Raw genomic sequence first — 26,357 nt, forward strand, 5'->3', positions numbered from 1 at the left:
ATAAGCATTTTTATTTCAGGCACGGCATCTTTTTTGACCGTGCCTTTTGCCTGTAACATAAAACCCCAAGCATGGTCTCGCAACACGAATTTCATTATACCCAACCCTATACTACCGAAGAGGGCAAAACACTGCCGGAATTTACGCTGGCTTATGCCACTATTGGCCAGCTTAACGAAGCGAAGGATAACGTCATCTGGGTTTGTCATGCCTTTTCCGGCAATGACAATGTATTGGATTGGTGGCCGGGACTTTTTGGCGAAGGGAAACTTTTTGACCCGGAAAAACACTTCATTGTTTGCGCCAATATGCTGGGCAGTTGCTATGGCTCTACCGGGCCATTGAGTATTAATCCTGCAACCAAGACACCCTATTTTCACGACTTTCCTTTGCTGACCAACAGAGACATCATTGGTGCCTTTGATATTTTAAGACAGCATTTAAATATTGAAAAGGTAAGCCAATTAATCGGCTGTTCTCTGGGCGGACAACAGGCTTTAGAGTGGACCATCAGTCAGCCGGAAGTATTTCAAAGTCTGATCTGCATTGGAGCCAGTGCCAAGCATTCTCCATGGGGTATTGCTTTTAACCAGACACAACGCATGGCCATTGAGCAGGATCCTAGCTGGCAGGAAAAATCAGTGAAAGCCGGATTGGAAGGAATGAAAACAGCCAGGGCGGTCGCCATGCTTTCTTATCGTAATTATCAGACTTATCTGGCGACTCAGCAGGATCCGGATGACAGCAAACTGGATAATTTCCGTGCCTGTACCTATCAAAGCTATCAGGGGGAAAAAATGGCTAAAAGATTCAATGCTTTCAGTTATTGGTACCTGTCCAAAGCGATGGACTCCCAAAATATCGGAAGAGGCAGGGGTGAAATTGAGGCTATTTTGGGCGAAATTCAGATTCCATGCTTATACATCGGGCTGAGTTCCGATATTCTGTTTCCAATAGAAGAGCAAAAATTTTTAGCGAAGCACACGAATAATGCGCATTATTCAGAAATAGACAGCCTTTACGGTCACGATGGCTTTTTAATTGAATCTACTCAACTGACAGAGGTTGTGAATCAATACTTTGAACAAATCGCAACGATTTAAGCCGGATAGGCAAGCTTAACTCGTATTATTTATGCTTAAATCCTCGTTTAGCTGTAAGGCGGAAAAAATGAGGGATAAGTTCTCTATTTCGAAGTTTTGCCAACGATGCAGATGGAGGAGGAGAAAAAAAGCTTCGAAAATTTGGGCTATTAAAAAGAAAAGTAGAAGTAATGATCTGAGGGTAAGTGATTTGCACTGGCCCAACAAATTCAGCGGTGGATAATTTGGCTTAAAACCAGATATCTGCTTCAAAAATACAGGAAACTTCGCTTCTGAATCCTTGAATTGAGAGAGAGAGAAAGAAAAGGTCGGTGATGTATTCGCTGACCTTTTTGCATAAAAAAAAGCGAAACTTCAGAGCTTCGCTTTTTATAAATATCTTATGCCGGTAATTTAATTTGATAAGTTTTGCCAGACTTAATCGTCAACGTATTTTTTCTCAACCAGCTGTTGTATCTTTTTAGGGTCTTGTAATTTACCCCATGTTCCAAAGCCCAGGACGTCAGGTCTGGAATAGAGCTTTTTACCTCCACCACTTTCAATTGCTCGGGCTTATACTTTTCGCTCTCCGGAATCTGAAAACCAAATTTTTCCGGATCGTTTAAAATTTCCTTTACGGCCAATATTCTGAAAACATAACGGCTTGTTTCCTGATTTAAAAGCAAATCATAATAAGAATCCACACGCTGCTTGGCTAAAGCTTTACTAAATCCATTTCTTCCCATATTATAGGAGGCCGCCACATTGGTCCAATTCCCATACTTCTCATAAGAAGCCAGCATATACTTACAAGCCGCCTCGGTGGATTTTATCGGATCATAGCGCTCGTCCACTTCCTCATTGACCTCCAGCCCTAATTCCCGGGCCGTGCCTTTCATCAACTGCCAGTAACCTGCAGCTCCGGCAGGAGACACCACATTCGCCAGCCCACTTTCGATGGCCGCCAGATACATCATATCCTCCGGAATTCCTGCTTCTTTTAAGATAGGCTCCATTTGCGGAAACCATCGGGTACTACGCTTAATCAAAAAAATTGTACTGGAATGGAAATAAGTATTCACATACAATTCCTTATCCATGCGCTCATAAACCTCTGGATCATCCAATGGCACAGATTCCCCCGCCAGATTTAAATCCTTCGGCATTTTGACCACTTTGGCATTAACAAATACCGGAGTATTCGTTCCAGGTGCTGTCATTGTTGCACTTAGCACCTCGGCTTGAGATGCCGCCTTGGCCATTATTGTTTCTTCTTCAGCCTTTACATACCACAGACCGGCCATCACCCCAGCAACGCCCAAGCCCAAAATCATTTTCTTCACCAAAAGTTTCTGTTATTTAGTCGGTTAATGCTCCCACAAAAATCAATCTCTTTTGCTTCATCCGACATTAAAAATTCGGACTAAGCAGGTATTTAGAATAAAAATCATCTATGACGGCCACTGCCTCTTCCGGCGTATCGACTACCGAAAACAGGTCGAAATCACCTTCACCAATGTTTTTCTCCTTTTCACAAACGACTTTTCTGAGCCAGTCCACCAATCCACTCCAATATTCCCGCCCCACTAACACGATTGGAAAGCGACCGATTTTCTCTGTTTGAATAAGCGTTAGGGCTTCAAAAAGTTCGTCTAATGTTCCCATTCCCCCCGGCATTACCACGAACCCCTGAGAATAACGGATGAACATTACCTTTCTCACAAAAAAGTAATCAAAGGTAATCAACTTATCGGGATCGATATAAATATTGGAGAATTGTTCAAAAGGCAACTCAATATTTAAACCCACGGATTTGCCGCCAGCCTTATGTGCTCCGCGATTACCGGCTTCCATTATCCCGGGTCCACCACCTGTAATTACCCCATAACCATGACGCACCAGCATTTCACCAATTTTGGAGGCCGTCTGGTAGTATTCATTCTTTTCGTCAGTACGGGCTGAGCCAAAGATGGAGACACAGGGACCAATTCTTGCCAACTTATCAAAGCCTTCCACAAATTCCGCCATTACCCGGAAAATAGTCCAGGAGTCTGAGCTTTTTATTTCGGACCAGTCTTTTGTTTTAAATGCTTCTCTGATCTTTTTTTCCCCTTCGGAAGCATTAATTTTTTCCAACTCACTCATAATAGAAAAATTTCAATCTACTTATCCAGTAAATGCTGCAAGGCAGTTTTCAATTCCGGATATTTAAATACAAAACCGGCATTCATTATTTTTTCGGAAGACACCTGTGCTCCTCCTAACAATATTTCAGACATTTCCCCCAATGCCATTTTCAACACTGGCGCGGGCACTGCCGGCAACCATAATGGTCTGCCTTTCACTGCGGCCAGCTGTCGGGTAAACTCCTCATTGGAGACCGGGCCAGGCGCCACGGCATTGTACACGCCATTCATTTCCTCATCATTGATGGCAAAAGCAAACATGGAGACCAAATCCTTTACATGAATCCAGCTCATCATTTGCTTACCGCTGCCCAGAGGACTTCCTAATCCAAATTTCACTGGGAGCAGCATTTTTTCCAAAGCGCCACCTTTTTCACTGAGCACAATGCCAATACGGAGCTTTACTAATCGCTTTACCAATTGATTTTCTTGTATTTTATCCACCTCGTCTTCCCATTGCTTGACCACATCGGCCAGAAAATCATTTGCATATGGACCTTTCTCCGTCACGATGCCTTCCGGGACATTTCCATAAATCCCAATGGCAGAAGCGCTCACCAAGGCCTTCACCTGATGTTTTTGTTTCTGCAAGGCTAATCTCAGCAATCGGCTAGACTTCAACCTGCTTGTCAAAATCAACTGTTTCTGCGCCTGTGTCCATCGTTGATCAGCCACTCCCGCACCTGCCAGATGAATAATATAATCCACGCCATCCAATGCTCTTGGGTCTAAATAATCCGATTCCAAATCCCAAAGAAAGGAATGAATGCCATTTACCAAACCCTCCACTCTTCTACTGAGATGATGTACTTTCCATCCTTTTTTAAGAAAATATTGGGAGAGGGAAGAACCGACTAATCCTGTCCCACCTGTAATAAGCACTGAATGTGTCAATTTTATAGATATTAATGTATTTTTTCAACGGATTGAGAATTATCCTAGTTGATGATTTAAAGAAAAAATACTGCTCAGATCCGTATCAGTCCGCCTTTCCTGTAGCTTGAAGGTCTTCCCCTCATTAAACTTACAGGACAACCCACCTCCTAACCATTTGATTATCAAACCCCCAGAGAGGAAGTAATTTAATACTGGTAAAACTCGGGTAACACTAAGAAAATATTTTATTGATATGGATAATAGTGCTAAGCCAAATTTCTTGTCGTACTTTTGAAGCAGTTAATAACAGGAAAATGAAAAAATTACTTTCTCTCATTCTTTTCAGTCTAGTTTCGATGTCAGTTTTTGCTGGTGGTGAAAACAATAATGCCAAAAGCACTACCGTATTAGCGGGAAAAGTAGTAGATCACCGAACAGGTGAGGCTTTGGTTGGAGCAGAAGTAGTCATTGCGGGTACTACGATTAAGGCCATGACAGATTTTGACGGTAATTTCAAATTTTCCAATGTAAAGCCAGGAGCTTATCAGGTCAATGTGAATTTCATTTCGTATGAGTCTGAATCAGAAAAAATCATGGTTTCAACAGGGCAGGCTCCGACATCCAGCGTTTTCAAAATGATGGAAATTGAATAGACGTGCATTCCTTTAAGATATATAATCCTCTCGATCACCGGGAGGATTTTTTTTGCCTATTTGCTGAAAGGAGAAGGAGCATGATGTTCTCCAAAGCCTCCCTCCAAATGATAAAACCAGCACTCCTCTATATTATGTTAACGTTAAGCCACCTAACAGACACCTCCTTAATATCCTGACTTAAAGCTATTTAACCTTCCGTATTTATTTAAATTCAATCTAAAAGAAACGATAAGTTAATTTTGTTAACAATTTGATAACATTGGGCGAATTTTTCCGTATATTTGATCAACGAACAAGATCAAAGACTTTTTAAATATATCCGTCATGAGAAATTTAGTTTTAATATTTGCCGCTGTTTTGATGTCTGTTAGTGCGTTTGCTGGTGTGGATAACCTGATCGAGCGCAATGGTAAGTATTACGGAGAGGACGGTCTCTTATTTTCAGGCCGCTTCGAGAACACCTATGATAACGGCGCTACTAAAGCGATTTTCACCTTGGTAAGAGGGAATAAGCATGGATTAGCCAACACGTATTACGTTTCCGGCGAGCAGAAAGAAATGGGAGGATATGCTAATGGCTTAAAGGATGGCAAGTGGGTGAAATGGAACAAAGAAGGGGTAAAAGTAAGTGAGGCTTACTACAAAAACGGACAAAAAACTGGTAACTGGACCATCTGGGATGATAATGGAACGGTACGATATGAATTAGAATACGCCAATGGTGAGAAAACCGGTGAGTGGAAAGTTTATGATGAAAATGGTCAACTGACCCAGGAGATTAATTATTAAGATCTGTTTAGTCGTCATTCAATTACGATCTTCATAATAACAAAAGAAAGCGATCCCCAACGGCTCGCTTTTTTTATGTAAATCAAGTAATTTTCTATTAACATTTAGATAACTCTATTGAATACCGTATATTTGTATTCGTGTCCATAAGGACGCATAAAGGAGATATAAAATATCATTTGAATAAATTAGAAAAGGGCAGCCAATTATTGGTCGCCCTTTATTTTTATAGTGAAATTGAGTTGTCTTATTTTAGGTTGAAAAGCAGGTTTTCATTCAGCTGTTGATCAATTTTTTTACGCTGCTCCAATAAATCAGCAATACGATGTTCAAATGCATCGCGAACTGGCTGAGATTTACTTCTATTTCCTCCCGGACGAAAATCCAATCGATAGGAACCTTCCGCTATAATTTGCTTTAACTGCTTCCAATCCGCCTTAGCCTCTTGCTCATTGGCAAAGTACTTAAAGAAACGCATGGGATATTCCTTACCAAAGGCCACCGTGTCCAGCCCCACCATGGTGTGGACAAAAAAACGATCATCCATATAGAACCGGATTTCCAGCAAATCATAAAATTGCCAAATGGAATCCTGCTCAAAAGTACAGGTATAAGGAATTCTAGAATACTTCCTGTCTTGATAGGGTTCTTCCAATTCAAAATGAGACAGTTCCTTAAAACGCTGCTTTTTGGCAATTTCAAAGGCGATGGTGGCAGAATCTACTTTTCGGTTAATCTCATTCCGCTCTGCTTTTAAAATCGCCAATCCGGGTTGCGCCTCACCGTATTGGGCGTAGGTCAATTTGGAGAGTGCGCGCTTTAAGGTATCATTTTCAACCTTTCGTAAGGTCGCCAATGCCGTTTGATTTAAATCTTCCTCCAAGGCCAAGGCGCCCAAATCCTTTTCTAAGGTTTTAAAATCAATATTTCGGTCCTTCACCTCACATGCGACAAAGAACAAGAGTATCCAACACCAGTGTTTCATAAAAAAAGGTACAAAAAAAAGTCACCCTTACCACAGGGTGACTTTGTATTTATAATTCCCAAAATTAGTTCTCAGGAAGGTTATCTGCTACAGCAACTGACTTACCCCAGGTTACCAAAGCCTCCGGAGCACCGGTAGCAGCAGCATCCATTGCCGAAGAGAAAAATGTTCCGATAGTTGCTTCTTCCGCCTCAGTAGCATCTTTCACTTTCAATGAGTATGCATCCTGACCTGCAGCAGGAATAAAGTTCCAACTTGCAATAGATGCATCTCCATTGATAATGTAACCAACCGTTTCAGCAGTTTCTACCTCGATCGTACTTTTATTGTCACGACCAAATCCTTCAATTACCAAATTTTCAAAGTTGAAAGAAGTACCATTACGCAATTTCAAACCGGAAGTACCTACTTGATCAGCATCCTTTAAAGTAATGTTCTCAATAGTAGGGTTAGAGAAAGGTGTAGCAGCGAAGTTAGAAGAATTCGTATCTGCCTCAATTCCACGATCATTCTCACCGTTATTGATAGCCGCATTATGCTCGCCATACACATTGGTTGCCGTACCAACCCAACCATAAGTCCAGTCATAAATATCATCCTGAGTACCGTAAGCAAACAAGTTTGAAGCATTTACAGTACCACCGAACCACTCATAAGCATCATCTGAAGCGTTGTAAACAGCAATGTGATCGATTGTGGTTGCACTACCTACACCATTGAAAGTTACGCCATTGTGCTCTTTTTCTGAATTAATTTGCGCACCACCGTATTTGAATACTGCGTAAGAGATAGATCCTGAATTGTCGGATGCGTTATCGCCACCGTAAGCTACATCTCCTACTTCAGCAATAGCAGAACCACCGGATACGTTAATAGGAGCTTTACCATTGATGATCAATCCACCCCAGGCACCAGGCTGAGGAGTCTGCGTGTTTACTGTAAACACCACTTCTTCACCCGCCTCACCATTGATGAAGATCTGAGAACCAGTCTCCACTAACAGGTACGAGCTTTCGCCATTTCTTACGGTAACTCCTTTTTCAATGGTCAGTTTAGCGTCACTCGTAACGTGAATACCTTTATTGATAAAGTAAGTTTCTCCTGCCATCAAAGTAATATCTTCATTGATATCTTTAACGATTTCGTTCTGATCGTTAATGATACCGCCCGAAGGATTTGTTGGAGTAGAGTCATCATCTGAACAAGACGTCAACGTCATGCCGAAAGCAATGGCAGCGTAAAGTGGAAGTTTGAAAAGGTTTTTCATTTGAATAAATTAGTAAAATAGTTTCTGTTCTTATTTCGAAAGCAAATATAGACTCGATTTATTAACTTAAATCAAATCCTGCATTTACTTTGTATTAATAAATATTAAATAATTTTATATTTACTTAATCAAATAACTAACACCAACACTAAAAGAAACACCCTCATAGAAGCTATCCACAGTTTGATCCTGAATAGCCGTATCGCTGAATTCCTTTTGGTACCTTTCAATCTCCGGGTTCAGGATATTTTTTACTTTCAGGTCAACAGACCATTTGTCTGAGAAAGTGTTTTTCCACACAAAGTCTAATTTTGGAACTGCCTTTTCATAAATATCTCCTGCGCCTTGCTGACCTGCAGAAAACACCCGATCTCCAAACATGTTAAATACGCCGGAAAAGGTAGTGCTCCAAGCGCCAAATTCTTTATTATAAGCCAGGTTAGCATTCACCAAATAGGGGGAGGCCCCTTGTAACTGACGACTTTTATTGGTAAGGATTTCCGATTTGGGATCCCCTTCTTTCAGCACAATTTCGGAATACATATAGGTGGCATTCAGCCCAATACTTATCCCCTGAAAGGCATCACCAAGGACATTTTCCAAATTCTTATTGAATTCCACCTCAGCTCCGCCAATATTCGCTCCCTCGGTATTGGTATAGGTAAACAGGTTACCACCGCCTTGAGCAACCTGCGTTAGCTCAATGGCATCATATATTTTCTTTCCAAATAAAGAAACAGAGAACAACTCTCCCGCATTTGGAAATATTTCCCATTTCAAATCCAGGTTATAATTAGTAGAATTCTGGAGATCTCTGTTCCCTTCGAACAAGTTGCCATCCACATCCTGATACTGGAAAGGAATGATTTCTCTCATACCTGGCCTAGTCAAAGTTTTACTGAAAGCAAATCTTAAGTTAGATTTATCATTTACAGCATATTTTAATGAAAGGCTTGGTAGAATATCATTGGTCTTATATTGACTGATCTGATAGGGATCATCATACGAGTTTCTAAGGTTTCTGAATCTTACTTCCTGCAAACCATTTTCAAAACGAACACCGATTAAAGCCTTCAAGCGTTCGTTAATATTATAGTCATAAGAACCATAAAGTCCATGCACATTCATATCCGCTTCAAACTCATGCTGAGCAACATCAATACCATTGGAATAAGTATAATTTCCTTTTAAATAATTTTCATCAGAAAAGAATTCATTCGGATTTTCAGGATCTACATTTTGATTCAGTCCATCACCGGAGGCTCTTATATTGTACTGGTAGTTCTGCATCTGACGGCCTTTGAATTTACCTTGATAACCAAATGCTACAGTTCCTTTGGCCTCATCATCGGCCATCGCGCCATGCTTCCAAAGCAAACCGGTCTTGGCCGCAATTTCATGCTCATCCATATCAGACCAAAATCGATGATTTTGAGAAGCGTTTAGCTGCAATAATTTTTGGGAATCTACTCTAAAACTGTTCTGACGTCGATCTGGTTCCACTCTATTGGTAGTAGAGTAAGACACTCCCCAATCCAGGGTTAATGTTTCATTGTCATTCAAAAGGTGTTCTCCCAACAATTGGTTTGTTAATAATCGGGATTGCACGTAAGTGTTTCGACGGATCAAGATATCATTTGCGGCTACATCCTGCACATAACCGAATAATTCTGAAGTGGTATTATCCGAAGTATTGGCAAAAAGCAGGTTGTATGTAAAATCATGTCTTGGATTTAACTGATAATTCACCCCTAACAAAGCGGTAGTCAGAGTAGCGTAATTATACTCATCTCTCTGGAAATTATTTAATTCGACGGCCTGAGCATTTAGGTTTCTTCTGGAACCACCTCTGTACTCAAAATCATTCTCATGGGCTACAGAGGCGATAAAACCAATTTGCCCTTCTGAACCAACATCAAATTTATTTCCACCACGAATATTAAAATCAAAACCCACTGGCGCCTGAATGGTGGTTGGTGTAAAGCCTGTTTTGAAAGGATCTCCCCCAGTTTCACGAGAGGAAGGAACATTTCTTTGATTTACAGTATTCTCTCTACCGTTACCGGAAAAGCCTAATCTTTCAAATTGGCCATCCTGGAATGTTTTAAAGTCTTTTCCTGTGACGATACTGTTACCGCTGGCACCAACTCCTACCGACAAAAAGGCCTCTTCCGGATAAGTCTTCGTCCCAATATCTATCGTTGCACCACCAAAGTCGCCATACTGGCTGGCGTTAAAGGTCTTGCTTACTGAAATCGCTTCCACCACATCTGTAGGAAAAATAGAGAGGGGAATCATTTTCATATCCGGATTGGTGGCCGGAACCGGTAAGCCATTCAAGGTCGCACTATTATAGCGGTCTCCCAAACCACGCACGTAAACTCCTTTGGAGCCTACCTTTGCAATACCGGACATCTTCGTCAAACCATCTTCCACATTGGAAACCCCTTTTACGGCCATTTCCTTTACCCCAATGTTTTCTACCATTGTGGCCGCTTTCTTTTGCTCTAATAGCAAAACCTCTGAACCGGATCTTTCTGCTTTGGATTTAATTACCACCCCTTCCAGTTCCACCAAATCAGGATCAAGGTTAACGTTCAGGGCAGAGGTTGAACCGGCAGCAACGGTAACCGTCCCGGTCCAGTCTTTGTAACCAATATAAGATACTGTAATAGAGCGCTCTCCGGCAGCAGCTTTAAATTCAAAATTACCAAATACATCAGTGGCAGCACCAGAAGTGGTACCGGTGATCAAAACATTGGCACCAATAATCTCTTCGCCCGTCGTCTTGTCCTTCACTGCGCCTTTTATTGTACCACTTTGCGCGAAAGCGGCTACGGATGCAAAGGCTGTCAACCAAAAGGTTAGTAAAATGTTTTTCATGGATCTTTTATGTAACTCAATTTTCGAGAGCAAAAGTAGGGCGCCACTATTACTAAACGAGTTCTTAAAAATTAATTTAGCTTTATGGATTATCTAATATTCTTTAACCGAATATTAAGAACATCAATTCAAGATGATGCACTAAATCACTTCCAGCCTCTCCATGAAAAGCCCAACAAGGAATTACCCCTTACAAACCAGTCCTTTTTACCATTTTAACGAGTATTCACCGACAAAATCCTTAAGGTAATATTGCAGTAACATTCCGCTCTCAATCATTAAAAATCAATAATGAGATTAAAATCACTTTAGACCCCTTCTATTACAATAAAACCTCATCACCATCGGCCTTTTGCTGCTGCTTCGTAAAAATGAAATTTGCTTACTTAAATCCTCCTTGGGCTGCAAGGAGGAGAAGATAAAGCAATAGCCCCTATGTCGAGTTTTTACAAAGAAGCTGGTGAATCTAAAAAACGGAAACACCCTCCCATATAGGCCATTGATACGGTCCAAGGACTTCATGAACGACTAACAACAATGGCTTTGAAAAGGGACAATCTACAAAAGTGCGCATCACTCGGCTGCGCTGAATGAAGCATGCTTTCGTCAGGCTCGAGCTGAAAGGTGGGGAAATGAAGAAATAGCTCCCTATTTTGAGTTTTTCCAAAAAAGCAGATAAATGAGGAAAAAGTCAGCTCATCACAATATGGTCTATTAAAAAATCAGCAAACATAACTAACATTATCAATCTGAAGGCGAGCAACTTAAGGTGATCTACTATTTTTAGAGATGAAAAATTCGGCTTAAAATGCAAAAAGCCTTCCCGGTTTGGAGAAGGCTTTTTGTTCGTATTTCTATCTTTTTATTGAATCGGCACCTTTTTAAGGATGGCCTCGATTACATCTCTGCTACTTACCCCGTCTGCTTCTGCTTCATAATTCAGTAAAATTCGATGACTTAAAACATCCGGCGCAATTTCTTTAATATCTTCCGGCAGCACATAGTTTCGGTTATCAAAATATGCAGTAGCCTTAGCTGCCAAATTCAAGGCAATAGAAGCTCGTGGCGACACCCCAAACTGAATGTAATGCTCATAGTCATTCAAACCATATTCTTTAGGATTACGGGTGGCGAACACCAGTTCGATCAGATATTTCTCTAAAGATTCCGAAATAGTTACGGCATTGATATCATCACGAATGGCAAATACATCCTCCTTGGTAAGGATAGTTTCCACCTTGGAGTTAAACTGCATATTGGCCATTCTACGCATCACCTCCAGCTCGTCTTCTTTAGAAAGGTAGTCCACGTATACTTTCATCATAAAACGGTCTACCTGTGCCTCAGGAAGCGGATAAGTACCTTCTTGATCCACCGGGTTCTGGGTCGCCAATACCAAGAATGGGCGATCCAATGGGTAGGTGGTCTCCCCAATAGTCACCTGCTTTTCCTGCATGGACTCCAAAAGTGCTGCCTGCACTTTAGCAGGAGAACGGTTCACCTCATCGGCCAAAATAATATTGGCAAATACAGGACCTTTCTTCACCTCAAACTCTCCGGAACGCTGGTTGTAAATCATGGTACCGATCAAATCTGCTGGCAAAAGATCCGGTGTAAACTGAATTCGCTGGAAATCCAGCTTTAAAACTTCAGCCAGGGTATTAACCGTTAAGGTTTTTGCCAAGCCCGGAACTCCTTCCAAAAGAATATGCCCCTGGGTAAAAAGCCCTATCAATAGGCGGTTTACCATGTACTCCTGTCCGACGACTACTTTACCAACCTCTGAAAAAACCTGCTGAATTTTTTGCTGACGTGCTTCTCGCAATTCGTTATTTACGGTATCCATTATAAAAATCAGGTATGATTATTTTTATACTCTCCAAAAACCGCCCTCATACTTAAAATATTAAGGGAGAGGATTAGCTCCTTTGCGGCGGGCTGCCAAAATAATAACAAAGAATGGAAAACAAAAGAGGGAAAGGGGGCTCCTTAAAAAAAGCATAAAAAAACCTTCCCTGAAATTCAGAGAAGGTGATGAGCGAAAGACGAGATTCGAACTCGCGACCCCAACCTTGGCAAGGTTGTGCTCTACCAGCTGAGCTACTTTCGCAATAATATAGTACCAGGAGCGGGGGTCGAACCCGCACGTCCTAACGGACACAAGATTTTAAGTCTTGCGTGTCTACCAATTCCACCATCCCGGCCCGACCACCAGTAAACTGATGCGGCTCTTTAAAAAGATCCTGTTGATCTTTTCTTGAGCGAAAGACGAGATTCGAACTCGCGACCCCAACCTTGGCAAGGTTGTGCTCTACCAGCTGAGCTACTTTCGCGTATTTGAGCTTGCAAGATTAATCACCTTTGAAAAATTTTGCAAATACTATTTCAATAATTTTTTGAGCGAAAGACGAGATTCGAACTCGCGACCCCAACCTTGGCAAGGTTGTGCTCTACCAGCTGAGCTACTTTCGCAATAATATAGTACCAGGAGCGGGGGTCGAACCCGCACGTCCTAACGGACACAAGATTTTAAGTCTTGCGTGTCTACCAATTCCACCATCCCGGCCCGACCATCAGCGAACTGATGCGGCATAAAAAAGATCATGTCGATCTTTTTTTGAGCGAAAGACGAGATTCGAACTCGCGACCCCAACCTTGGCAAGGTTGTGCTCTACCAGCTGAGCTACTTTCGCAGAATAAAATATTTTCCAACTTATCTCTAAGTGGAGCGAAAGACGAGATTCGAACTCGCGACCCCAACCTTGGCAAGGTTGTGCTCTACCAGCTGAGCTACTTTCGCTTAATGAAAATATTTTATCAACTTATTTCTAAGTGGAGCGAAAGACGAGATTCGAACTCGCGACCCCAACCTTGGCAAGGTTGTGCTCTACCAGCTGAGCTACTTTCGCTTATTTTTCATTCCCTTGATTGCTTAAGGGACTGCAAAGGTAATAAAGGAAATTTGATTTGCAATCCCCTGCAGTAAAAAAAGTGAAAAAATAGAGCTTTAACGGTTCTCCACTAGGTTTTAGGCAATACCATAAAGCTCAAATACAAAAATGCCGTAAAATGAGGGATCATTTTAAATATCGTGACTTTTCCCCAAATTGGGTCGATTTAAATTATTAAGAAAATCCAGCCCAATAACGATGGTAGCTTTCCAAATCAAAAATGACTGGTCCTCCGTTCTTCAGGAAGAATTCCAAAAGGCCTATTTCAATGATCTGAAAGCCTTTGTACAGGAGGAATACAGCAAAGAAATCATTTTCCCACATCCGGATTATATCTTCAATGCATTCAACAGGTGTTCATTTAAAGACACCAAAGTGGTGATTCTGGGGCAGGATCCCTATCACGGCCTGGGACAAGCGCATGGGTTAAGCTTTTCTGTTTTAGACGGCGTGGCCTTTCCGCCCTCTCTCCGAAACATTTTTAAAGAACTCAAAAGAGATCTGGACATTGATCCCCCTTTTTCAGGCAATTTGGAACGCTGGGCTGATCAGGGGGTATTGCTTCTAAATGCAACCCTTACCGTACGGCAGGGGCAGGCGGGTTCTCATCAAAAAAAGGGTTGGGAGACTTTTACAGATGCTGTGATTCAAAAGATTGCAGAAGAGAAAGAAGGAGTCGTGTTTATGCTTTGGGGAGCCTTTGCGCAGAAAAAAAGCAGTATGATTGATGAGAATAAGCACTATATTCTTTCCTCCGTTCACCCTTCTCCTTTGTCTGCTCACCGGGGGTTTATTGGCAATGAACATTTCAGCCTGGCGAATAAGTACCTGGATAGTAGAGGTGAGTCAGTTATTCAGTGGTAGCTGGAAGCGGCAATTACCAGGGAAGGATTTCTTCAGCGTAAAATTTACCTGCGATAAGCAATCAAAGGTAAATTTTACAGTTTTTTACCTTTCAATTTCTTTCAAGAGTAAATTTAAGGAGAGTGCTCTCTCGGAATTACCAGTTTTCAAGGCGGAAATAATCAAAGTTAAGGTATGCTGTAAATTCCCCTTCAAACTCTGAAAGCCGACGCTCATAGTCAATTTATAGGGAAAAAATAACCCTTTTTACCCTTGAAGATAAAGCAATGACCCTTTCTACCTTCGAAACATTTTCAAAGGTAAATTTTATCATTTATTACCTTCGAATTGATCATGATGTGGCTTTAAAATGGTCGATCCAAAGAACGCTTCAGCCTGGTCTATCCCTCAATTCCGCTAAAGGGTGAATATGGGAGGGCTCTACCTTAGTTTCTTTCAAGAGTACATCTACCTTCTTTCCACTTTGAAGTGTAAAAACCCTCTATTTTTACCCTTCAAATTAATATTGGAACCCTTTCTACCTTCGAAACATTTTCAAAGGTAAATTTTATAATTTATTACCTTCAAATTGATCATGATGTGACTTTAAAATGGTCAATCCAAAGAACGCTTCAGCCTAGTCTCTCCCTCAATTCCGCTAAAGGGTGAATATGGGAGCAGCTTCCTTCGTTTTTTCCAGGAGGATATCTACCTTTTTTCCGCCTTCAAGTGTAAAAATTCTCTATTTTTACTCTCCATATTAACATTGGAGCCATTTTTACCTTCGAAACATTTTCAAAGGTAAATTTTATCATTTATTACCTTCGAACTGATCATGATGTAGCTTTAGAATGGTCGATCCAAAGAGCGCTTAAAGGTGAATATGGAAGGGTTTACCTTAGTTTCTTCCAAGAGGGCTACTACCTTCTCACCTTTTGGGAGGGTAAAATCTTATTTCTTTTACTCTCCCTTTTAGTATTGGTATCCGAATTACCTTCGAAACACTCTCAAAGGTAATTATTGCAATAAATTACCTTTGAAATGGTTATAAAATGGATGTAAAAACATGTAATCTTGAGCTGCACCTTGGAATAATTCTTTGGCAATTCAAAAACAGCCCGCATTCCTACAAAAAATAGAACACCCTAAAATTCAGAACCATAACAGGGACTCATTTACCTTCACCAAAAAATGGGAAGTAAAATATTCTAGTTTTTACCTTTGATGCGAAGTTTAGGCATAATACTACACTCGAAAAAAACTAAAAGGTAATTTTCATTAATAATTACCCTCATTTTGAGGGAGCAGCAATACTTTTAAAGAGTAAAAAACTGAAAAAATTACATTTAAAGGGGCAACTAAACTGATGTTTACCCTCGTTATTATTTGCAGAGTAAAAAGTGAAAAAATTTACCCTTGTTTAAATCGCCATGACTTATCATAAAGATCTTCCTTATAATGCACTTCCGCCATTACCCCCTAAAATTGATCTTTATTCTAAAAATATCATGGTGAAGTTAGTCACTACCAGCAGGGCCTTAGCGCAATTGAACGGGGCACTCACCAAACTGCCAAACCCCAACCTTTTCCTGGATACTCTATATATACAAGAAGCCAAGGCCAGCTCGGAAATTGAAAATATTGTTACCACCAATGATGACCTTTTTAAGGCTCTATTGGTGGAGAAGCGCTTCGCTAATCCGGCCAATAAGGAAATCTTCCATTACAAAAAGGCACTATGGTTAGGCATGACAGAATTTGAGCAAAGGCCATTTATCACCGTTAACCTTTGCATAAAAATTGTGCAGTGCATTAAGCAAAACATGGCTGGCATCCGGGATTTTCCAGGTACCAGATTAGCCAATTCCAGAGGCGAGGTGGTTTATACGCCTCCAGAAGGAGAGGAGACCATACTGAAAAAACTAAAAGCATGGGAACGGTACATTAATGATCCAGAGGATGACCTGGACCCTTTGATCAAAATGAGCCTGATGCACTACCAATTTGAAGCCATACATCCCTTCAGCGACGGAAACGGTAGAACCGGAAGAATTCTTTTCCTATTGTATTTAAAACAAAATAAACTGTTGGATATCCCGGCCCTTTTTCTGAGTGAATATATTTTAAAAGAAAGGGAGTCCTATTACAAAAAGCTTAGAGCAGTAACAGAAAAAGAGGCCTGGGAAGATTTCATCCTGTACATGCTGGATATGGTGGAGATTACCGCCAAACAGGCCTTATTCCGGATGGAATCGGTGATTGAGTTAATGGAGCAAACATCGGAGGCCATTAAGGCAGAGTTCCCTAAATTCCATAGCTATACCCTGATGGAGGTATTATTTAAACTCCCCTATTCTAAAAGACAGACATTGGTAGAGGCAGAGCTTGGCACGGCTAAAACAGTGGGGAACTATTTGATCAAACTGGAGAAAGCCGGCTATTTAAAATCCGTGCGGGTAGGAAAGGAGAAGCTTTATTTAAACCACCGCCTGATGTCCATCCTGGAAGGAGAAAACATATTACAATAAAGCCGCTCCCTTTTCCGGAAGCGGCTTTTATTTCATTACTGTTGCTGATCAGATACAGATCTTATTTACACGGTTCTGATGGCGACCGCCTTCAAACTCCATGGAGAAAAACTCATCCACCATTTCGATCACCTGCTGCTTAGCCGTGAAACGCGCCGGAAGCACCAAAATATTGGCATCATTATGCTGACGGATCAAAGTCACAATCTCCTTCGTCCAGCATAAACCCGCACGCACATTTGGGTATTTGTTGGCCGTCATGGCCACGCCATTGCCAGAACCACAGATTAGAATACCACGCTCAAATTCGCCATCATTCACGCCCTTGGCTACCGGATGCGCGAAATCAGGATAATCCAAAGAATTGGTTCCATAATTTTTCACCTCGAAGCCTTTTGCTTCCAAATGCTCAATGATGGCTGCTTTGTATTCCGGAGAAGCGTGATCACCACCAATTGCTACTTTCTTAGACATCTTTATGCTGTTTTATTTGAAATAAATGCTCTTCAATAATATTAGAACGTGTTTAAAAGCACACCCTCCGGCTGCAAATTCGAATTATTGGAAACGATTTTGGATAATTGCTCAACAATAGCAATGCTATTCTCTCATAATAATCGGATATCGCTCCTGCAATACTTCAAATTTTCGCTACGAATTTTGGTTTTTAAACTCGCTCTTAATCCGGCATCTGATCCAAAGGACCGTCATAAGTTGTCGGCTCCTTTTTAGATACCACCAATTCCTCGCTTTGCTCCCGCTTTTGGATCCGCTTGGCAATCACAATACTGATCTCATATAGCACTACCAAAGGAATGGAAAGCAAAATCTGACTGACCACATCCGGAGGAGTAATAATGGCTGAAACCACCAAAAAAGCTACAAATGCATGCTTTCGGTAAGCCTCCAGTATGGCCGGCGTCACAATACCTGCCTTGGTCAGAAAATAGATCACTACCGGAAGCTGGAACATCAGCGCACAGGCCAATACGACCATGGTCACGGTACCAATATAACTGATAATGTCAAATTCATTCTGAATAGTTGGATCCAGTTGATAATTGGACAAAAAATTCAGCGAAATTGGCAACACCATGAAGTAGCCAAACATCACGCCAAGGGCGAATAAAAGACTTACAAAAAATACAGCACCACGTGCCGCATTTCTTTCTTCATCATATAATCCTGGGGCCACAAAGCGCCATATTTCCCAAAAAGCATAAGGAAAAGCGAAAATCAAGCCTACCACAAAAGAAGACTGCACGTGCATCATAAACTGCCCCGTCACCTGACGAGATTGTAGAATAAAAGGCAACTCCTCTATACAGAAAGCATCAGAGCCTGTCAGATACTGCCCCAATTCACAAAACATGCGGTAAGTCCAAAAATCAGATCTGGAGGGTGCCAGAATGATATGATGGAACAGAATATTCTTGGAAAGAAAAGCAATGATGGAAAAAACAAAAATAGAGGCAAAAGCGCGGATCAAATGCCAGCGTAACTCCTCCAAATGGTCCAGAAAGGACATATCCTGTTCTTGCTTGATTGACATACGAGTAATTTTCGGAAAACCGAATTGTAGTTGATTGAAACCATAGCGGCTGCTATAGAAATTATTCACAGCCCAAATGCGAAAATAAAAAAAGGACGGGGCTTATAAACACCCGAAAAGCATTTATTCGCCCCGCCCTGAATATTATTCAAATTCTCTAAGAATTAATACAATGGGAAGTTTTTCATCCAGGCGTTGATCTCGCCTTTTACCTTTGCCAGATTTGCTTCATTTTCCGGATCAGTCAAGACCGCATCAATGAAGGCAACAATCTGCTCCATATCTGCCTCCTTCATGTTACGGCTGGTTACGGCTGCTGTACCCACACGCATACCGGAAGTGACAAATGGAGATTTATCATCAAACGGCACCATATTTTTATTAATGGTGATGTCCGCTTTTACCAATGTATTTTCCGCTAATTTACCTGTCAAACCTTTAGAACGCAGGTCAATCAACATACAGTGGTTATCCGTACCACCGGAAATGATATCGTAACCACGCTCCACAAATGCTTTCGCCATGGCGGTTGCATTTTTCTTCACCTGGTAAACGTAATCCATATACTCATCACTCAAAGCTTCTTGGAAAGCCACTGCTTTGGCTGCAATCACGTGCTCCAAAGGACCACCCTGCGTACCCGGGAAAACGGCCATATCCAATTGTGCGTTCAGGCTACGAACCTCTCCTTTTGGAGTAGTATCCCCTTTAGGGTTCGGCATCTCCTCGCGAGTCAAGATCAAACCTCCACGTGGACCACGCAAAGTTTTGTGAGTAGTAGTCGTTACAATATGACAATGATCTAGTGGGTCATTCAACAAACCACGTGCGATCAAACCTGCCGGATGAGAAATATCCGCCAAAAGGGTAGCCCCTACCTCATCTGCGATTTCACGGAAACGCGCATAATCCCAGTCACGGCTGTATGCAGAAGCACCACAAATGATCAGTTTCGGCATTACCTCTTTGGCAGTAGCCTCCACCTTATCCATATCGATGATACCGGTCTCTTTCTCTACGCCATAAAAATGGGGCTTGTAAGTTTTACCGGAAAAATTCACCGGAGAGCCATGAGTTAAGTGACCACCATGAGAAAGGTCAAAACCCAAAATGCTATCACCAGGATTCAAAATTGCCAACATGACTGCTGCATTCGCCTGCGCCCCGGAGTGAGGCTGAACGTTTGCCCAGTTCGCGGCAAACAATTCCTTCGCACGATCAATCGCTAATTGCTCAATTTCATCCACTACCTGGCAACCGCCGTAGTAACGTTTCTTAGGCAATCCTTCCGCGTATTTATTCGTCAACACACTTCCCATCGCCTCCATCACCTGGAGAGAAGTGAAGTTTTCCGAGGCAATCAACTCAATGCCCTCTTCCTGTCTTTGTTGCTCTTTGGCAATCAGATCAAAAATTACGTTGTCTCTTGTCATGACCGTGAGTGGTATGGTTATATTTTAGATCCCGCAAAAATAGCAGATCTGCCTTTGACAAACAAAACAACTGATAATTATCATTAAAATTGCCCGTTTTACGGGTTTATGCCAATATTTCAATTGATCCCTCCTATCCCAAAACATGACAAACTTCAGTTTAAAGGCATCCCCGATAGCTAAAAAAAACGCCATTGTTAAAAATTACCAATCAAGTCCGGAAAGATGCGCAGAATGAGACAAATGAAGCTTTTTCTGACCCAATCAAAACAATAAATTAAAGACCATTATATTGACCATAATTAATTAAAAAGTGTAAACTAAAATTATCATTATAGAGTCAATCCCGAATTCTATAAAAATCGATACCACCCCCTAATTAACTACTCCAAAAGTGATTGAATAAGTTGCCAATAAAGGCTATGGAATGCCAAAGTTTAATTCGCAAAAAAAATCACCGATATCCCTAATACACAAAACTCAACAGTCTGATATTTTTCACTCCTAAACCGCTACAGAAGCGATTCATAATTAGTTTAGAAAAAGAAGTATCAATTGTGAAAATTACAACTTACAATTGTCTCAAAATATGCTAAATTGGATCGTAGTATTTTTACTCATTATAAAGGTATCCTTTGCAATTTTTTAAATTATCAGACATGAGTACACTTCTTCTCCCGGTGCAAACGTGCCTCATTCCTCGCTTTATTGATCAACAAATTGATTGGAAGCACCCTTTAATTGGTATCATTGGAGGGCAGGCTTCAGGCAAAACCTCCTTCCTGCAACTCAAAAAGGATGATTTTGGAGATAAAGCCCTTTATTTGAATGCCGGAGATTTTAAATTCACCCATGAGCAAATATTAGATCATCTCACGCTCTTTGAGGCAAGAGGAGGGAACAGCGCCTTTATTGATGATTTCCACCGACAGCCAGACTGGATCAGTCAGCTCATCAGCATCCGGAAAGCCTTGCCCAAATTCCAGATTATATTCAGTATTCCGCCCATCCATCAGCATCACCGGAAATTTACTGCCATTCAGAGCGATGGAAAAATCTATCAGCTTCCCTCTTTTTCATTCCGGGAATATCTTGCGGTCAAACACCAAATTACGGCACCTCCACTCACTTTAGAGGAAATCCTGTCCCATCAATATTTGGACTGGCTGGAAAAATCCAAAATCCGACCGCTGGCGCTATTTGAAGATTATCTGCATCACTTTAATCAAGGGGATGCCTTGGAAGACTTGGGACTGAGTCTGGAAAGAGAGCTGGTACAATTCGCACAATTAAAAGCCAGCACGGGATTTAAACTGAAGCACCTGTGTTACCTTTTAGCCAATCAGGCTCCCGATAAGCCCAACACCTCACAGTTGGCTCTAGCCATTGACATGAGCCGGCCATCTCTTAATGAACTATTACAATTATTGGAACAGGCCGAAATCATTCATTTTCTAAAAAAGGCCACCAAAGGCATCAAGGCCATCCGGCCTGTAGATAAATTATTTTTCGGAAACCTGAGCACGTATCGGGAAATCATCAAAAACCAATCCCCACAAAACCTGTATGAGGCCTTCGCTTTTACACATTTAAAGGTGAAACATGAATTGGCAAGTCCCGAATTCGGAGATTTTTTGGTAGATGAAAAGCTGGTGCTGGCCGTGGGGGAAAAAGCCAGAAGTAAGAAAGAATTGAAAGCCCTTACCGAAGCCATAAAAGTCAATCCTTTGATAGAGAAAGGGGAGGAGCGGAATATTCCGCTTTGGGCATTGGGGTTATTGTACTAGCAAAAATGCCTTCAATCAAAAGTGCGAACAGATTCTCGAAGTAACGTCTGTTCGCACTTTTAGTTCAATGAAAAACTTTAATCAAATTCACCCACCCAAACCACTCCTCTTCTGAAAGAATAAAGTTCAACTTCTTCTCCATCAGGGGCAATAATCTTCGATATTCGATGGGGCTTCCGCTTGATTTTCTCTAGCCATTTTCGCTCCCAATCATATTCCTCCTCAAAATCATAAATCCCTTCGGTTTGCTGGCCATTATCCCAGTGATCTTCATCCCAATGATAACTCCACCTAAAATCAGAAGCTGGTTCATTTAATAAAATTCCTGTTGGTCGCTTTTCCTCACTACCTTTTGGCTTATAAAAAATGCTTTCATAGTAATTTATAGACTCTCCTATCGCAGCCACCACCTGAGATTGCGAAACCCGGGGTTCATACCACCAAATTTTCAAATAATAAGGCACTCCCATTGCTTCCAAATCCCTTTTCCAAACATCGTAAATCTCCATCAAGCCTTCCAGCATTTTTATCCGGGTCTTTTTACGGACTTCGGCAAATTCACTCTCCGTAATGGAAATTCCATTCCAAGGACGAACACCGATTTTCGTATACGCCCGTTGATATTGCCGGAGATAGCCCAAATCAAGGTGTCTATCATACTCAACCCAATGGTCAATCGCCCGCCACCTTCTTCTATGTCCTCTAACTTTCTTTGTCTTCATTAATTAATTTTTTTTTTCAGGGGCTTCCCTTCGCTGGCTCAGGGCGGGCTGTCGGTAGTCGCTATTTTGGCGGAAAAATCTCTAAAATCAGTAATACTCTGCACTTGCCAAAATGAGCTTCAACAATACCTCCATCCCTAAGCCGGATAATCATTCTTAATTCCACGTTCAGCTACAAGGCAATAAAATGAAGGTTAGCTTACCTGCTTCGGTTTTTCCAAGGAAACAGGTAAATGACGAAATACAAGCCCTCCCAGATTCGGGCTGCGAAAAACAACCCATAAACCACTATTAATAAATTAGTTAAAAACATCAACTCACTTAGCAGCTTATAATTCAGGTTATGCCACAGCATGGTGACCTACAAAGACCGGATGACTAGCTAAAGCAATTGCAACTTGCTCATAAATTTATCAAAGCGGGCTTCCATACATACACTCAAATCAGTGGTGAGGAATTTTCCTTGATAAAAAAGACTAAAGATCGTGGCAGGGGAGGGGCAATTTTGCGCCTGCATTTTGGATTCCAACCGGATCAATTTTAAAGGGATTCCTTTGCTTTCTGCGGTGGCCTGTAAGGAGTGCTGCACATGATATTCCGCAAAAGGACAACGATGAGAATAATAGGCCACCAGTCCTTCATTTTCCTCACATTCGCCACTCCGGCAATTTTCATTGAATACAGGATCCGGGGCATCCGTTTTGATTTTCTTTACCAAAAGACTAAAACCACTGTCCAGTCTTTCCACTTCCACAAAGCCCTGACGTTGCAACCATTTCCCGTCGGTCATAAAATGGAACTTTTTGGTGCCCACCACCGCTACCAGGCCATTTTTGCCCGATTGATCGGCCTCTTCAAGTGCTTTTTGGATTAAGGCCTTGCCATAACCATTACCCTTGTATTTTCCGGATACCCAAAAGCAGTTCAACATCAGATAATCCGGCGCTATTACCGGAATCCAGGCATTTTCTGCCGGTACATATTCCAGAAACACCTTGGCCCTTTCATCCAGCCGGAGGAAGGTAAAGCCATTTTCAAACTCCTGTTTGAGCCATTCCTTCTTCAGCGCATAGCTCTCCTGGCATTTCTTGTCTGAGAATGCACAACAAATATGTTCCTGATCAATATTTTCTGAGGTGAGTTGAATGAAATCTTCCATGGGCGCAGGGGATTTAAGTTAAAAAATCAATCACAGGCCTCTATCTGCTCCCCTGCCGAGACTCTGATCTCCGGACTCAGATAGGGAATTCCGAGATTTAACCCCCGGAGGATAAACATCACCGCAATCACAAAGGTGAAAACGGGTACCGCTTTATAGAATTTATGGCGCCATTGACTCGACGCCCACCAGTTACCTGCCAGATTTACGGACACCATCATCGGCCAGGTCCCTAATCCGAAAATGCCCATATACAGAGCGGATTGTTGCCAGTCGCCGATGGCCAAAGCACTTGCAAGTGCCATGTAGACGAGTCCACAAGGTAAAAACCCATTTAGGAATCCAACTCCGGCAAAAGCCAGTGTGGTTCTTTTTTTGAAAAAATAGCCGAAGCCTTTCTTAATCTTTCCTGCCACTGGATTCCCGGCGGCCTGCTCCAATCGAAGGCGGTATTTTTGGGGTAATAAAATCGCTACCAACATCAATGCGCCCATTACGATGGAGAGGACTTGTTGCGTTCCGGCCAAACTGAATCCAAAGCCAATGATACCGAGCAGGGCACCCAGCAACATATAGCTGAAGCTCCTTGCCAGATTGTACATCAGCGTAACTTTCAGCACCGTTCCCAACTTCCGGTCCGGCATCGGCAAAGCCATACTGATCGGGCCACACATGCCAATGCAGTGCATACTGCCCATCAGGCCGATTAAAAAAGCGATTGACCACAACACCATCTCTCTTGTTTTAAAGCATGATCACCTTTTCGTCATAATATTCCTTCTGCCCATCAGACCAACTGGTGCGCACACGCCATTTGCCCTTTTTCATTTCTGACAGGTCACATACCCAACGCGCGATTTCATTGTCTTCCATCGGTACGGACACATCCTGAGTAGCATCGTCCTGACGGAACCAGTAAATTTCGCCCTCTTTCAGGGAGCCAATCACTTCCTGCGGTAAACTCACAATGGCCGTCTGTTTGTCTTCCGACAACTCCACCCGCACTTCCTCGCTCAATGCCTGTACATTTTTGATGCGCTCAATCTGCTCCTGATAGGCCAATTCTTGCTTATAATAATCCTTGGATACCAAATGCTGATCCGAACGTACCATCATCACCACCAATGAAACAATGAAGATCATAAAGGCCGCAGTGGCTAAAATAATTCCTTTTCCCCAACTCATGATATTATCCTTTTCGCTTGCTATTTTTTCAATACTATCGGCCCGAGAAAGTTAATATCCTCGGTCACCATTAACTCCCCGTCCTGATAAACCCCGACTTCCAATTTAGTCTTGGTGGCTGATATTTGACTTTTGGGAATTCGAATAAAGAAGGTGGCATCGGTCAGAGCATTGGCCCCCACTTGAATGGCTTCTCCACCAACCCGCTCAATGACGCCATCCGGGAAGTTTTCCAGCTTCACTTCCAGGTTGACCTCTTCGAAGGTTTTATTGACAAATTTAACATTATAGAGGTTCTGAATTTCTCCCTCATCCGTCTCCTGATACAACATGCCCGGTACACGAAGCATCGTTACCTCCACATCCGTTCGGGTAGCCAATAAAATGGTCAATAATCCCAAAATCAGACACAATACTACCGAATAGGCAATAGAGCGGGCATTGAAAATCTCATTGTGTCCGTGCTGAATTTGTTCTTCTGAAGTGTAGCGAATCAGGCCACGAGGCTTGTCCACCTTGTCCATTACCTCATCACAAACATCGATACAAGCCGTACAATTCACGCACTCCAATTGCGTCCCATTGCGAATGTCAATACCCGTTGGGCAAACATGCACGCAAAGTTTACAATCTATACAATCTCCCTGATCTGGTGCCGGAGCCTGATTTTTCTTCAGCTTTCCACGCTTCTCCCCGCGCAACCAGTCATAGGCTACCACGATGGATTTCTTGTCTAAAAATACGCCCTGAAATCTTCCGTAAGGACAAACCGTCGTACAGGCCTGCTCCCGGAATTTGGCAAATACGCCATAGAATATCGCGGTAAAGGCAATCAGCCCGATGAACCCACTTAGGTTCTCCATAGGGGACTTGCTCACGATCTCCTTCACCTCCTCAATCCCAATCAGATAGGCCATGGCCGTATGGGCAATCAGCAGAGAAATTACGATGAAAATGATGTGCTTTGAACCCTTTTTAAGGATCTTTCCCTGTGTCCAGGGGGCTTTGTCCAGCTTACGCTGCTGTGGTGCATCTCCTTCAATCCAATACTCAATCTTGCGAAAGACCATCTCCATAAACACCGTTTGTGGACATGCCCAACCGCACCAAAACCGCCCAAAGACGACCGTAAAGAGCACGATAAAGACGACGAAAGCAATAAAGGCTAATGCAAAGAGGATGAAATCCTGTGGCCAGAAAGCCACGCCGAAAATGATGAATTTTCGCTCGAATACATTAAAAAGAAAGAAAGGGTGGCCATCGATCTGAATGAATGGCGTCACAAAAAACAATGCCAATAAAAAGATGGCGACATAAACTCTGGCTTTATGGAATCTGCCCGAAGGTTTCTTGGGGTAAATCCATATGCGTTTTCCCTGTTCATCCACCGTGGAGATGGTATCCCGGAACTGGGAATCATATTCGTAAAAATTGGTTTCCTCCGCCATGACTTTGATATTTTCGGCTAAAAAC

At 42.0% G+C, this 26,357-nt stretch carries 21 protein-coding genes and 8 tRNA genes; 6 read left to right on the top strand and 23 right to left on the bottom strand.

Going from position 1 to position 26,357, the window contains the following annotated elements; all coding sequences use genetic code 11:
- Window positions 1-71: 71 nt before the first annotated feature.
- Complete coding sequence (locus AAA970_RS14325; protein ID WP_338237600.1) at window positions 72-1,103, top strand: homoserine O-acetyltransferase family protein; 1,032 nt, start codon at window positions 72-74, stop codon at window positions 1,101-1,103.
- A gap of 380 nt (window positions 1,104-1,483) precedes the next feature.
- Here the strand turns inward: AAA970_RS14325 and AAA970_RS14330 are convergent, their stop codons facing one another.
- From AAA970_RS14330 to AAA970_RS14340, 3 genes are all read right to left on the bottom strand, one after another.
- Window positions 1,484-2,416, bottom strand: coding sequence for a lytic transglycosylase domain-containing protein (locus AAA970_RS14330; protein ID WP_338237724.1), 933 nt, complete (start codon window positions 2,414-2,416; stop codon window positions 1,484-1,486).
- Window positions 2,417-2,492: 76 nt separating this feature from the next.
- On the bottom strand, window positions 2,493-3,227 hold the full coding sequence (locus AAA970_RS14335) for an LOG family protein (protein WP_338237601.1): 735 nt from the start codon (window positions 3,225-3,227) through the stop codon (window positions 2,493-2,495).
- A gap of 17 nt (window positions 3,228-3,244) precedes the next feature.
- Window positions 3,245-4,162, bottom strand: a complete 918-nt coding sequence (locus AAA970_RS14340) for a TIGR01777 family oxidoreductase (RefSeq protein ID WP_338237602.1) — start codon at window positions 4,160-4,162, stop codon at window positions 3,245-3,247.
- A 296-nt stretch (window positions 4,163-4,458) separates the two neighbouring features.
- On the opposite strand from AAA970_RS14340, the gene AAA970_RS14345 reads away from it, so the two are divergent.
- Together AAA970_RS14345 and AAA970_RS14350 are read left to right on the top strand one after the other, a co-directional pair.
- Window positions 4,459-4,797 (top strand): carboxypeptidase-like regulatory domain-containing protein, encoded by a 339-nt coding sequence (locus tag AAA970_RS14345; RefSeq protein WP_338237603.1) that lies wholly within the window; start codon window positions 4,459-4,461, stop codon window positions 4,795-4,797.
- 327 nt (window positions 4,798-5,124) lie between these two features.
- Window positions 5,125-5,589: a toxin-antitoxin system YwqK family antitoxin gene (locus tag AAA970_RS14350; RefSeq protein WP_338237604.1), complete on the top strand. Its 465-nt coding sequence runs from the start codon at window positions 5,125-5,127 to the stop codon at window positions 5,587-5,589.
- 247 nt (window positions 5,590-5,836) lie between these two features.
- Here the strand turns inward: AAA970_RS14350 and AAA970_RS14355 are convergent, their stop codons facing one another.
- The 12 genes from AAA970_RS14355 to AAA970_RS14410 all read right to left on the bottom strand — a co-directional run bounded on the left by AAA970_RS14355 (window position 5,837) and on the right by AAA970_RS14410 (window position 13,633).
- Window positions 5,837-6,574, bottom strand: coding sequence for a hypothetical protein (locus tag AAA970_RS14355; RefSeq protein WP_338237605.1), 738 nt, complete (start codon window positions 6,572-6,574; stop codon window positions 5,837-5,839).
- A 64-nt stretch (window positions 6,575-6,638) separates the two neighbouring features.
- Window positions 6,639-7,841 carry a hypothetical protein gene (locus tag AAA970_RS14360; protein ID WP_338237606.1) on the bottom strand — a complete coding sequence of 401 codons (1,203 nt, stop codon included), beginning with the start codon at window positions 7,839-7,841 and terminating at the stop codon, window positions 6,639-6,641.
- A 120-nt stretch (window positions 7,842-7,961) separates the two neighbouring features.
- Complete coding sequence (locus tag AAA970_RS14365) at window positions 7,962-10,724, bottom strand: TonB-dependent receptor (protein WP_338237607.1); 2,763 nt, start codon at window positions 10,722-10,724, stop codon at window positions 7,962-7,964.
- A gap of 862 nt (window positions 10,725-11,586) precedes the next feature.
- Window positions 11,587-12,570 (bottom strand): AAA family ATPase, encoded by a 984-nt coding sequence (locus tag AAA970_RS14370; protein ID WP_053406522.1) that lies wholly within the window; start codon window positions 12,568-12,570, stop codon window positions 11,587-11,589.
- Window positions 12,571-12,761: 191 nt separating this feature from the next.
- Window positions 12,762-12,834: transfer RNA gene (locus tag AAA970_RS14375), tRNA-Gly, on the bottom strand.
- Between the two features lie 10 nt (window positions 12,835-12,844).
- Window positions 12,845-12,928: transfer RNA gene (locus AAA970_RS14380), tRNA-Leu, on the bottom strand.
- A gap of 56 nt (window positions 12,929-12,984) precedes the next feature.
- A tRNA-Gly gene (locus tag AAA970_RS14385) sits at window positions 12,985-13,057 on the bottom strand.
- A gap of 66 nt (window positions 13,058-13,123) precedes the next feature.
- Window positions 13,124-13,196 (bottom strand) — tRNA-Gly (locus AAA970_RS14390).
- Between the two features lie 10 nt (window positions 13,197-13,206).
- Window positions 13,207-13,290 (bottom strand) — tRNA-Leu (locus AAA970_RS14395).
- A 54-nt stretch (window positions 13,291-13,344) separates the two neighbouring features.
- Window positions 13,345-13,417: transfer RNA gene (locus tag AAA970_RS14400), tRNA-Gly, on the bottom strand.
- Window positions 13,418-13,448: 31 nt separating this feature from the next.
- Window positions 13,449-13,524, bottom strand: a tRNA-Gly gene (locus tag AAA970_RS14405).
- A gap of 33 nt (window positions 13,525-13,557) precedes the next feature.
- A tRNA-Gly gene (locus tag AAA970_RS14410) sits at window positions 13,558-13,633 on the bottom strand.
- A 240-nt stretch (window positions 13,634-13,873) separates the two neighbouring features.
- On the opposite strand from AAA970_RS14410, the gene ung reads away from it, so the two are divergent.
- Both ung and AAA970_RS14420 read left to right on the top strand, forming a co-directional pair.
- On the top strand, window positions 13,874-14,539 hold the full coding sequence (gene ung / locus AAA970_RS14415) for a uracil-DNA glycosylase (protein ID WP_338237608.1): 666 nt from the start codon (window positions 13,874-13,876) through the stop codon (window positions 14,537-14,539).
- Between the two features lie 1,409 nt (window positions 14,540-15,948).
- On the top strand, window positions 15,949-17,046 hold the full coding sequence (locus tag AAA970_RS14420; RefSeq protein WP_338237609.1) for a Fic family protein: 1,098 nt from the start codon (window positions 15,949-15,951) through the stop codon (window positions 17,044-17,046).
- 48 nt (window positions 17,047-17,094) lie between these two features.
- Here AAA970_RS14420 and AAA970_RS14425 read toward each other — a convergent pair whose 3' ends face one another.
- The 3 genes from AAA970_RS14425 to glyA form a co-directional block, all read right to left on the bottom strand.
- Window positions 17,095-17,520 (bottom strand): RpiB/LacA/LacB family sugar-phosphate isomerase, encoded by a 426-nt coding sequence (locus AAA970_RS14425; protein ID WP_338237610.1) that lies wholly within the window; start codon window positions 17,518-17,520, stop codon window positions 17,095-17,097.
- A gap of 205 nt (window positions 17,521-17,725) precedes the next feature.
- Window positions 17,726-18,598 carry a twin-arginine translocase subunit TatC gene (gene tatC / locus AAA970_RS14430; protein ID WP_053406515.1) on the bottom strand — a complete coding sequence of 291 codons (873 nt, stop codon included), beginning with the start codon at window positions 18,596-18,598 and terminating at the stop codon, window positions 17,726-17,728.
- A gap of 164 nt (window positions 18,599-18,762) precedes the next feature.
- Window positions 18,763-20,031, bottom strand: coding sequence for a serine hydroxymethyltransferase (gene glyA / locus AAA970_RS14435; RefSeq protein ID WP_060684927.1), 1,269 nt, complete (start codon window positions 20,029-20,031; stop codon window positions 18,763-18,765).
- Between the two features lie 659 nt (window positions 20,032-20,690).
- Here glyA and AAA970_RS14440 point away from each other — a divergent pair.
- Window positions 20,691-21,818 (top strand): AAA family ATPase, encoded by a 1,128-nt coding sequence (locus AAA970_RS14440; RefSeq protein ID WP_338237611.1) that lies wholly within the window; start codon window positions 20,691-20,693, stop codon window positions 21,816-21,818.
- Between the two features lie 77 nt (window positions 21,819-21,895).
- On the opposite strand, the gene AAA970_RS14445 is transcribed toward AAA970_RS14440, so the two are convergent.
- From AAA970_RS14445 to ccoG, 5 genes are all read right to left on the bottom strand, one after another.
- On the bottom strand, window positions 21,896-22,540 hold the full coding sequence (locus AAA970_RS14445; protein ID WP_338237612.1) for a hypothetical protein: 645 nt from the start codon (window positions 22,538-22,540) through the stop codon (window positions 21,896-21,898).
- A 382-nt stretch (window positions 22,541-22,922) separates the two neighbouring features.
- The gene (locus AAA970_RS14450; RefSeq protein WP_338237613.1) at window positions 22,923-23,699 is read right to left on the bottom strand and encodes a GNAT family N-acetyltransferase; all 777 of its coding nucleotides are present in this window, start codon (window positions 23,697-23,699) and stop codon (window positions 22,923-22,925) included.
- Window positions 23,700-23,725: 26 nt separating this feature from the next.
- Entirely contained in the window at window positions 23,726-24,433 is a 708-nt protein-coding gene (locus tag AAA970_RS14455) for a sulfite exporter TauE/SafE family protein (RefSeq protein WP_338237614.1), read from the bottom strand.
- A gap of 10 nt (window positions 24,434-24,443) precedes the next feature.
- Window positions 24,444-24,884, bottom strand: a complete 441-nt coding sequence (locus AAA970_RS14460) for a FixH family protein (RefSeq protein WP_338237615.1) — start codon at window positions 24,882-24,884, stop codon at window positions 24,444-24,446.
- Window positions 24,885-24,904: 20 nt separating this feature from the next.
- Window positions 24,905-26,332 (bottom strand): cytochrome c oxidase accessory protein CcoG, encoded by a 1,428-nt coding sequence (ccoG, locus tag AAA970_RS14465; RefSeq protein WP_338237616.1) that lies wholly within the window; start codon window positions 26,330-26,332, stop codon window positions 24,905-24,907.
- Window positions 26,333-26,357 lie beyond the last annotated feature (25 nt).

The sequence above is a fragment of the Persicobacter diffluens genome (genome assembly GCF_036244895.1).
In the GTDB taxonomy this organism is placed as follows: Bacteria; Bacteroidota; Bacteroidia; order Cytophagales; family Cyclobacteriaceae; genus Persicobacter; species Persicobacter diffluens.

Bases quoted from the DNA above. Each gene is read 5' to 3' on its own strand.
- AAA970_RS14445 (WP_338237612.1), bottom strand. From the start codon at position 22,540: ATGAAGACAAAGAAAGTTAGAGGACATAGAAGAAGGTGGCGGGCGATT.
- AAA970_RS14425 (WP_338237610.1), bottom strand. From the start codon at position 17,520: ATGTCTAAGAAAGTAGCAATTGGTGGTGATCACGCTTCTCCGGAATAC.
- AAA970_RS14370 (WP_053406522.1), bottom strand. From the start codon at position 12,570: ATGGATACCGTAAATAACGAATTGCGAGAAGCACGTCAGCAAAAAATT.
- AAA970_RS14325 (WP_338237600.1), top strand. From the start codon at position 72: ATGGTCTCGCAACACGAATTTCATTATACCCAACCCTATACTACCGAA.
- AAA970_RS14350 (WP_338237604.1), top strand. From the start codon at position 5,125: ATGAGAAATTTAGTTTTAATATTTGCCGCTGTTTTGATGTCTGTTAGT.
- AAA970_RS14455 (WP_338237614.1), bottom strand. From the start codon at position 24,433: ATGGTGTTGTGGTCAATCGCTTTTTTAATCGGCCTGATGGGCAGTATG.
- AAA970_RS14365 (WP_338237607.1), bottom strand. From the start codon at position 10,724: ATGAAAAACATTTTACTAACCTTTTGGTTGACAGCCTTTGCATCCGTA.
- AAA970_RS14345 (WP_338237603.1), top strand. From the start codon at position 4,459: ATGAAAAAATTACTTTCTCTCATTCTTTTCAGTCTAGTTTCGATGTCA.
- AAA970_RS14450 (WP_338237613.1), bottom strand. From the start codon at position 23,699: ATGGAAGATTTCATTCAACTCACCTCAGAAAATATTGATCAGGAACAT.
- AAA970_RS14360 (WP_338237606.1), bottom strand. From the start codon at position 7,841: ATGAAAAACCTTTTCAAACTTCCACTTTACGCTGCCATTGCTTTCGGC.
- AAA970_RS14460 (WP_338237615.1), bottom strand. From the start codon at position 24,884: ATGAGTTGGGGAAAAGGAATTATTTTAGCCACTGCGGCCTTTATGATC.
- ung (WP_338237608.1), top strand. From the start codon at position 13,874: ATGGTAGCTTTCCAAATCAAAAATGACTGGTCCTCCGTTCTTCAGGAA.
- glyA (WP_060684927.1), bottom strand. From the start codon at position 20,031: ATGACAAGAGACAACGTAATTTTTGATCTGATTGCCAAAGAGCAACAA.
- AAA970_RS14440 (WP_338237611.1), top strand. From the start codon at position 20,691: ATGAGTACACTTCTTCTCCCGGTGCAAACGTGCCTCATTCCTCGCTTT.
- tatC (WP_053406515.1), bottom strand. From the start codon at position 18,598: ATGTCAATCAAGCAAGAACAGGATATGTCCTTTCTGGACCATTTGGAG.
- AAA970_RS14355 (WP_338237605.1), bottom strand. From the start codon at position 6,574: ATGAAACACTGGTGTTGGATACTCTTGTTCTTTGTCGCATGTGAGGTG.
- ccoG (WP_338237616.1), bottom strand. From the start codon at position 26,332: ATGGCGGAGGAAACCAATTTTTACGAATATGATTCCCAGTTCCGGGAT.
- AAA970_RS14330 (WP_338237724.1), bottom strand. From the start codon at position 2,416: ATGATTTTGGGCTTGGGCGTTGCTGGGGTGATGGCCGGTCTGTGGTAT.
- AAA970_RS14420 (WP_338237609.1), top strand. From the start codon at position 15,949: ATGACTTATCATAAAGATCTTCCTTATAATGCACTTCCGCCATTACCC.
- AAA970_RS14335 (WP_338237601.1), bottom strand. From the start codon at position 3,227: ATGAGTGAGTTGGAAAAAATTAATGCTTCCGAAGGGGAAAAAAAGATC.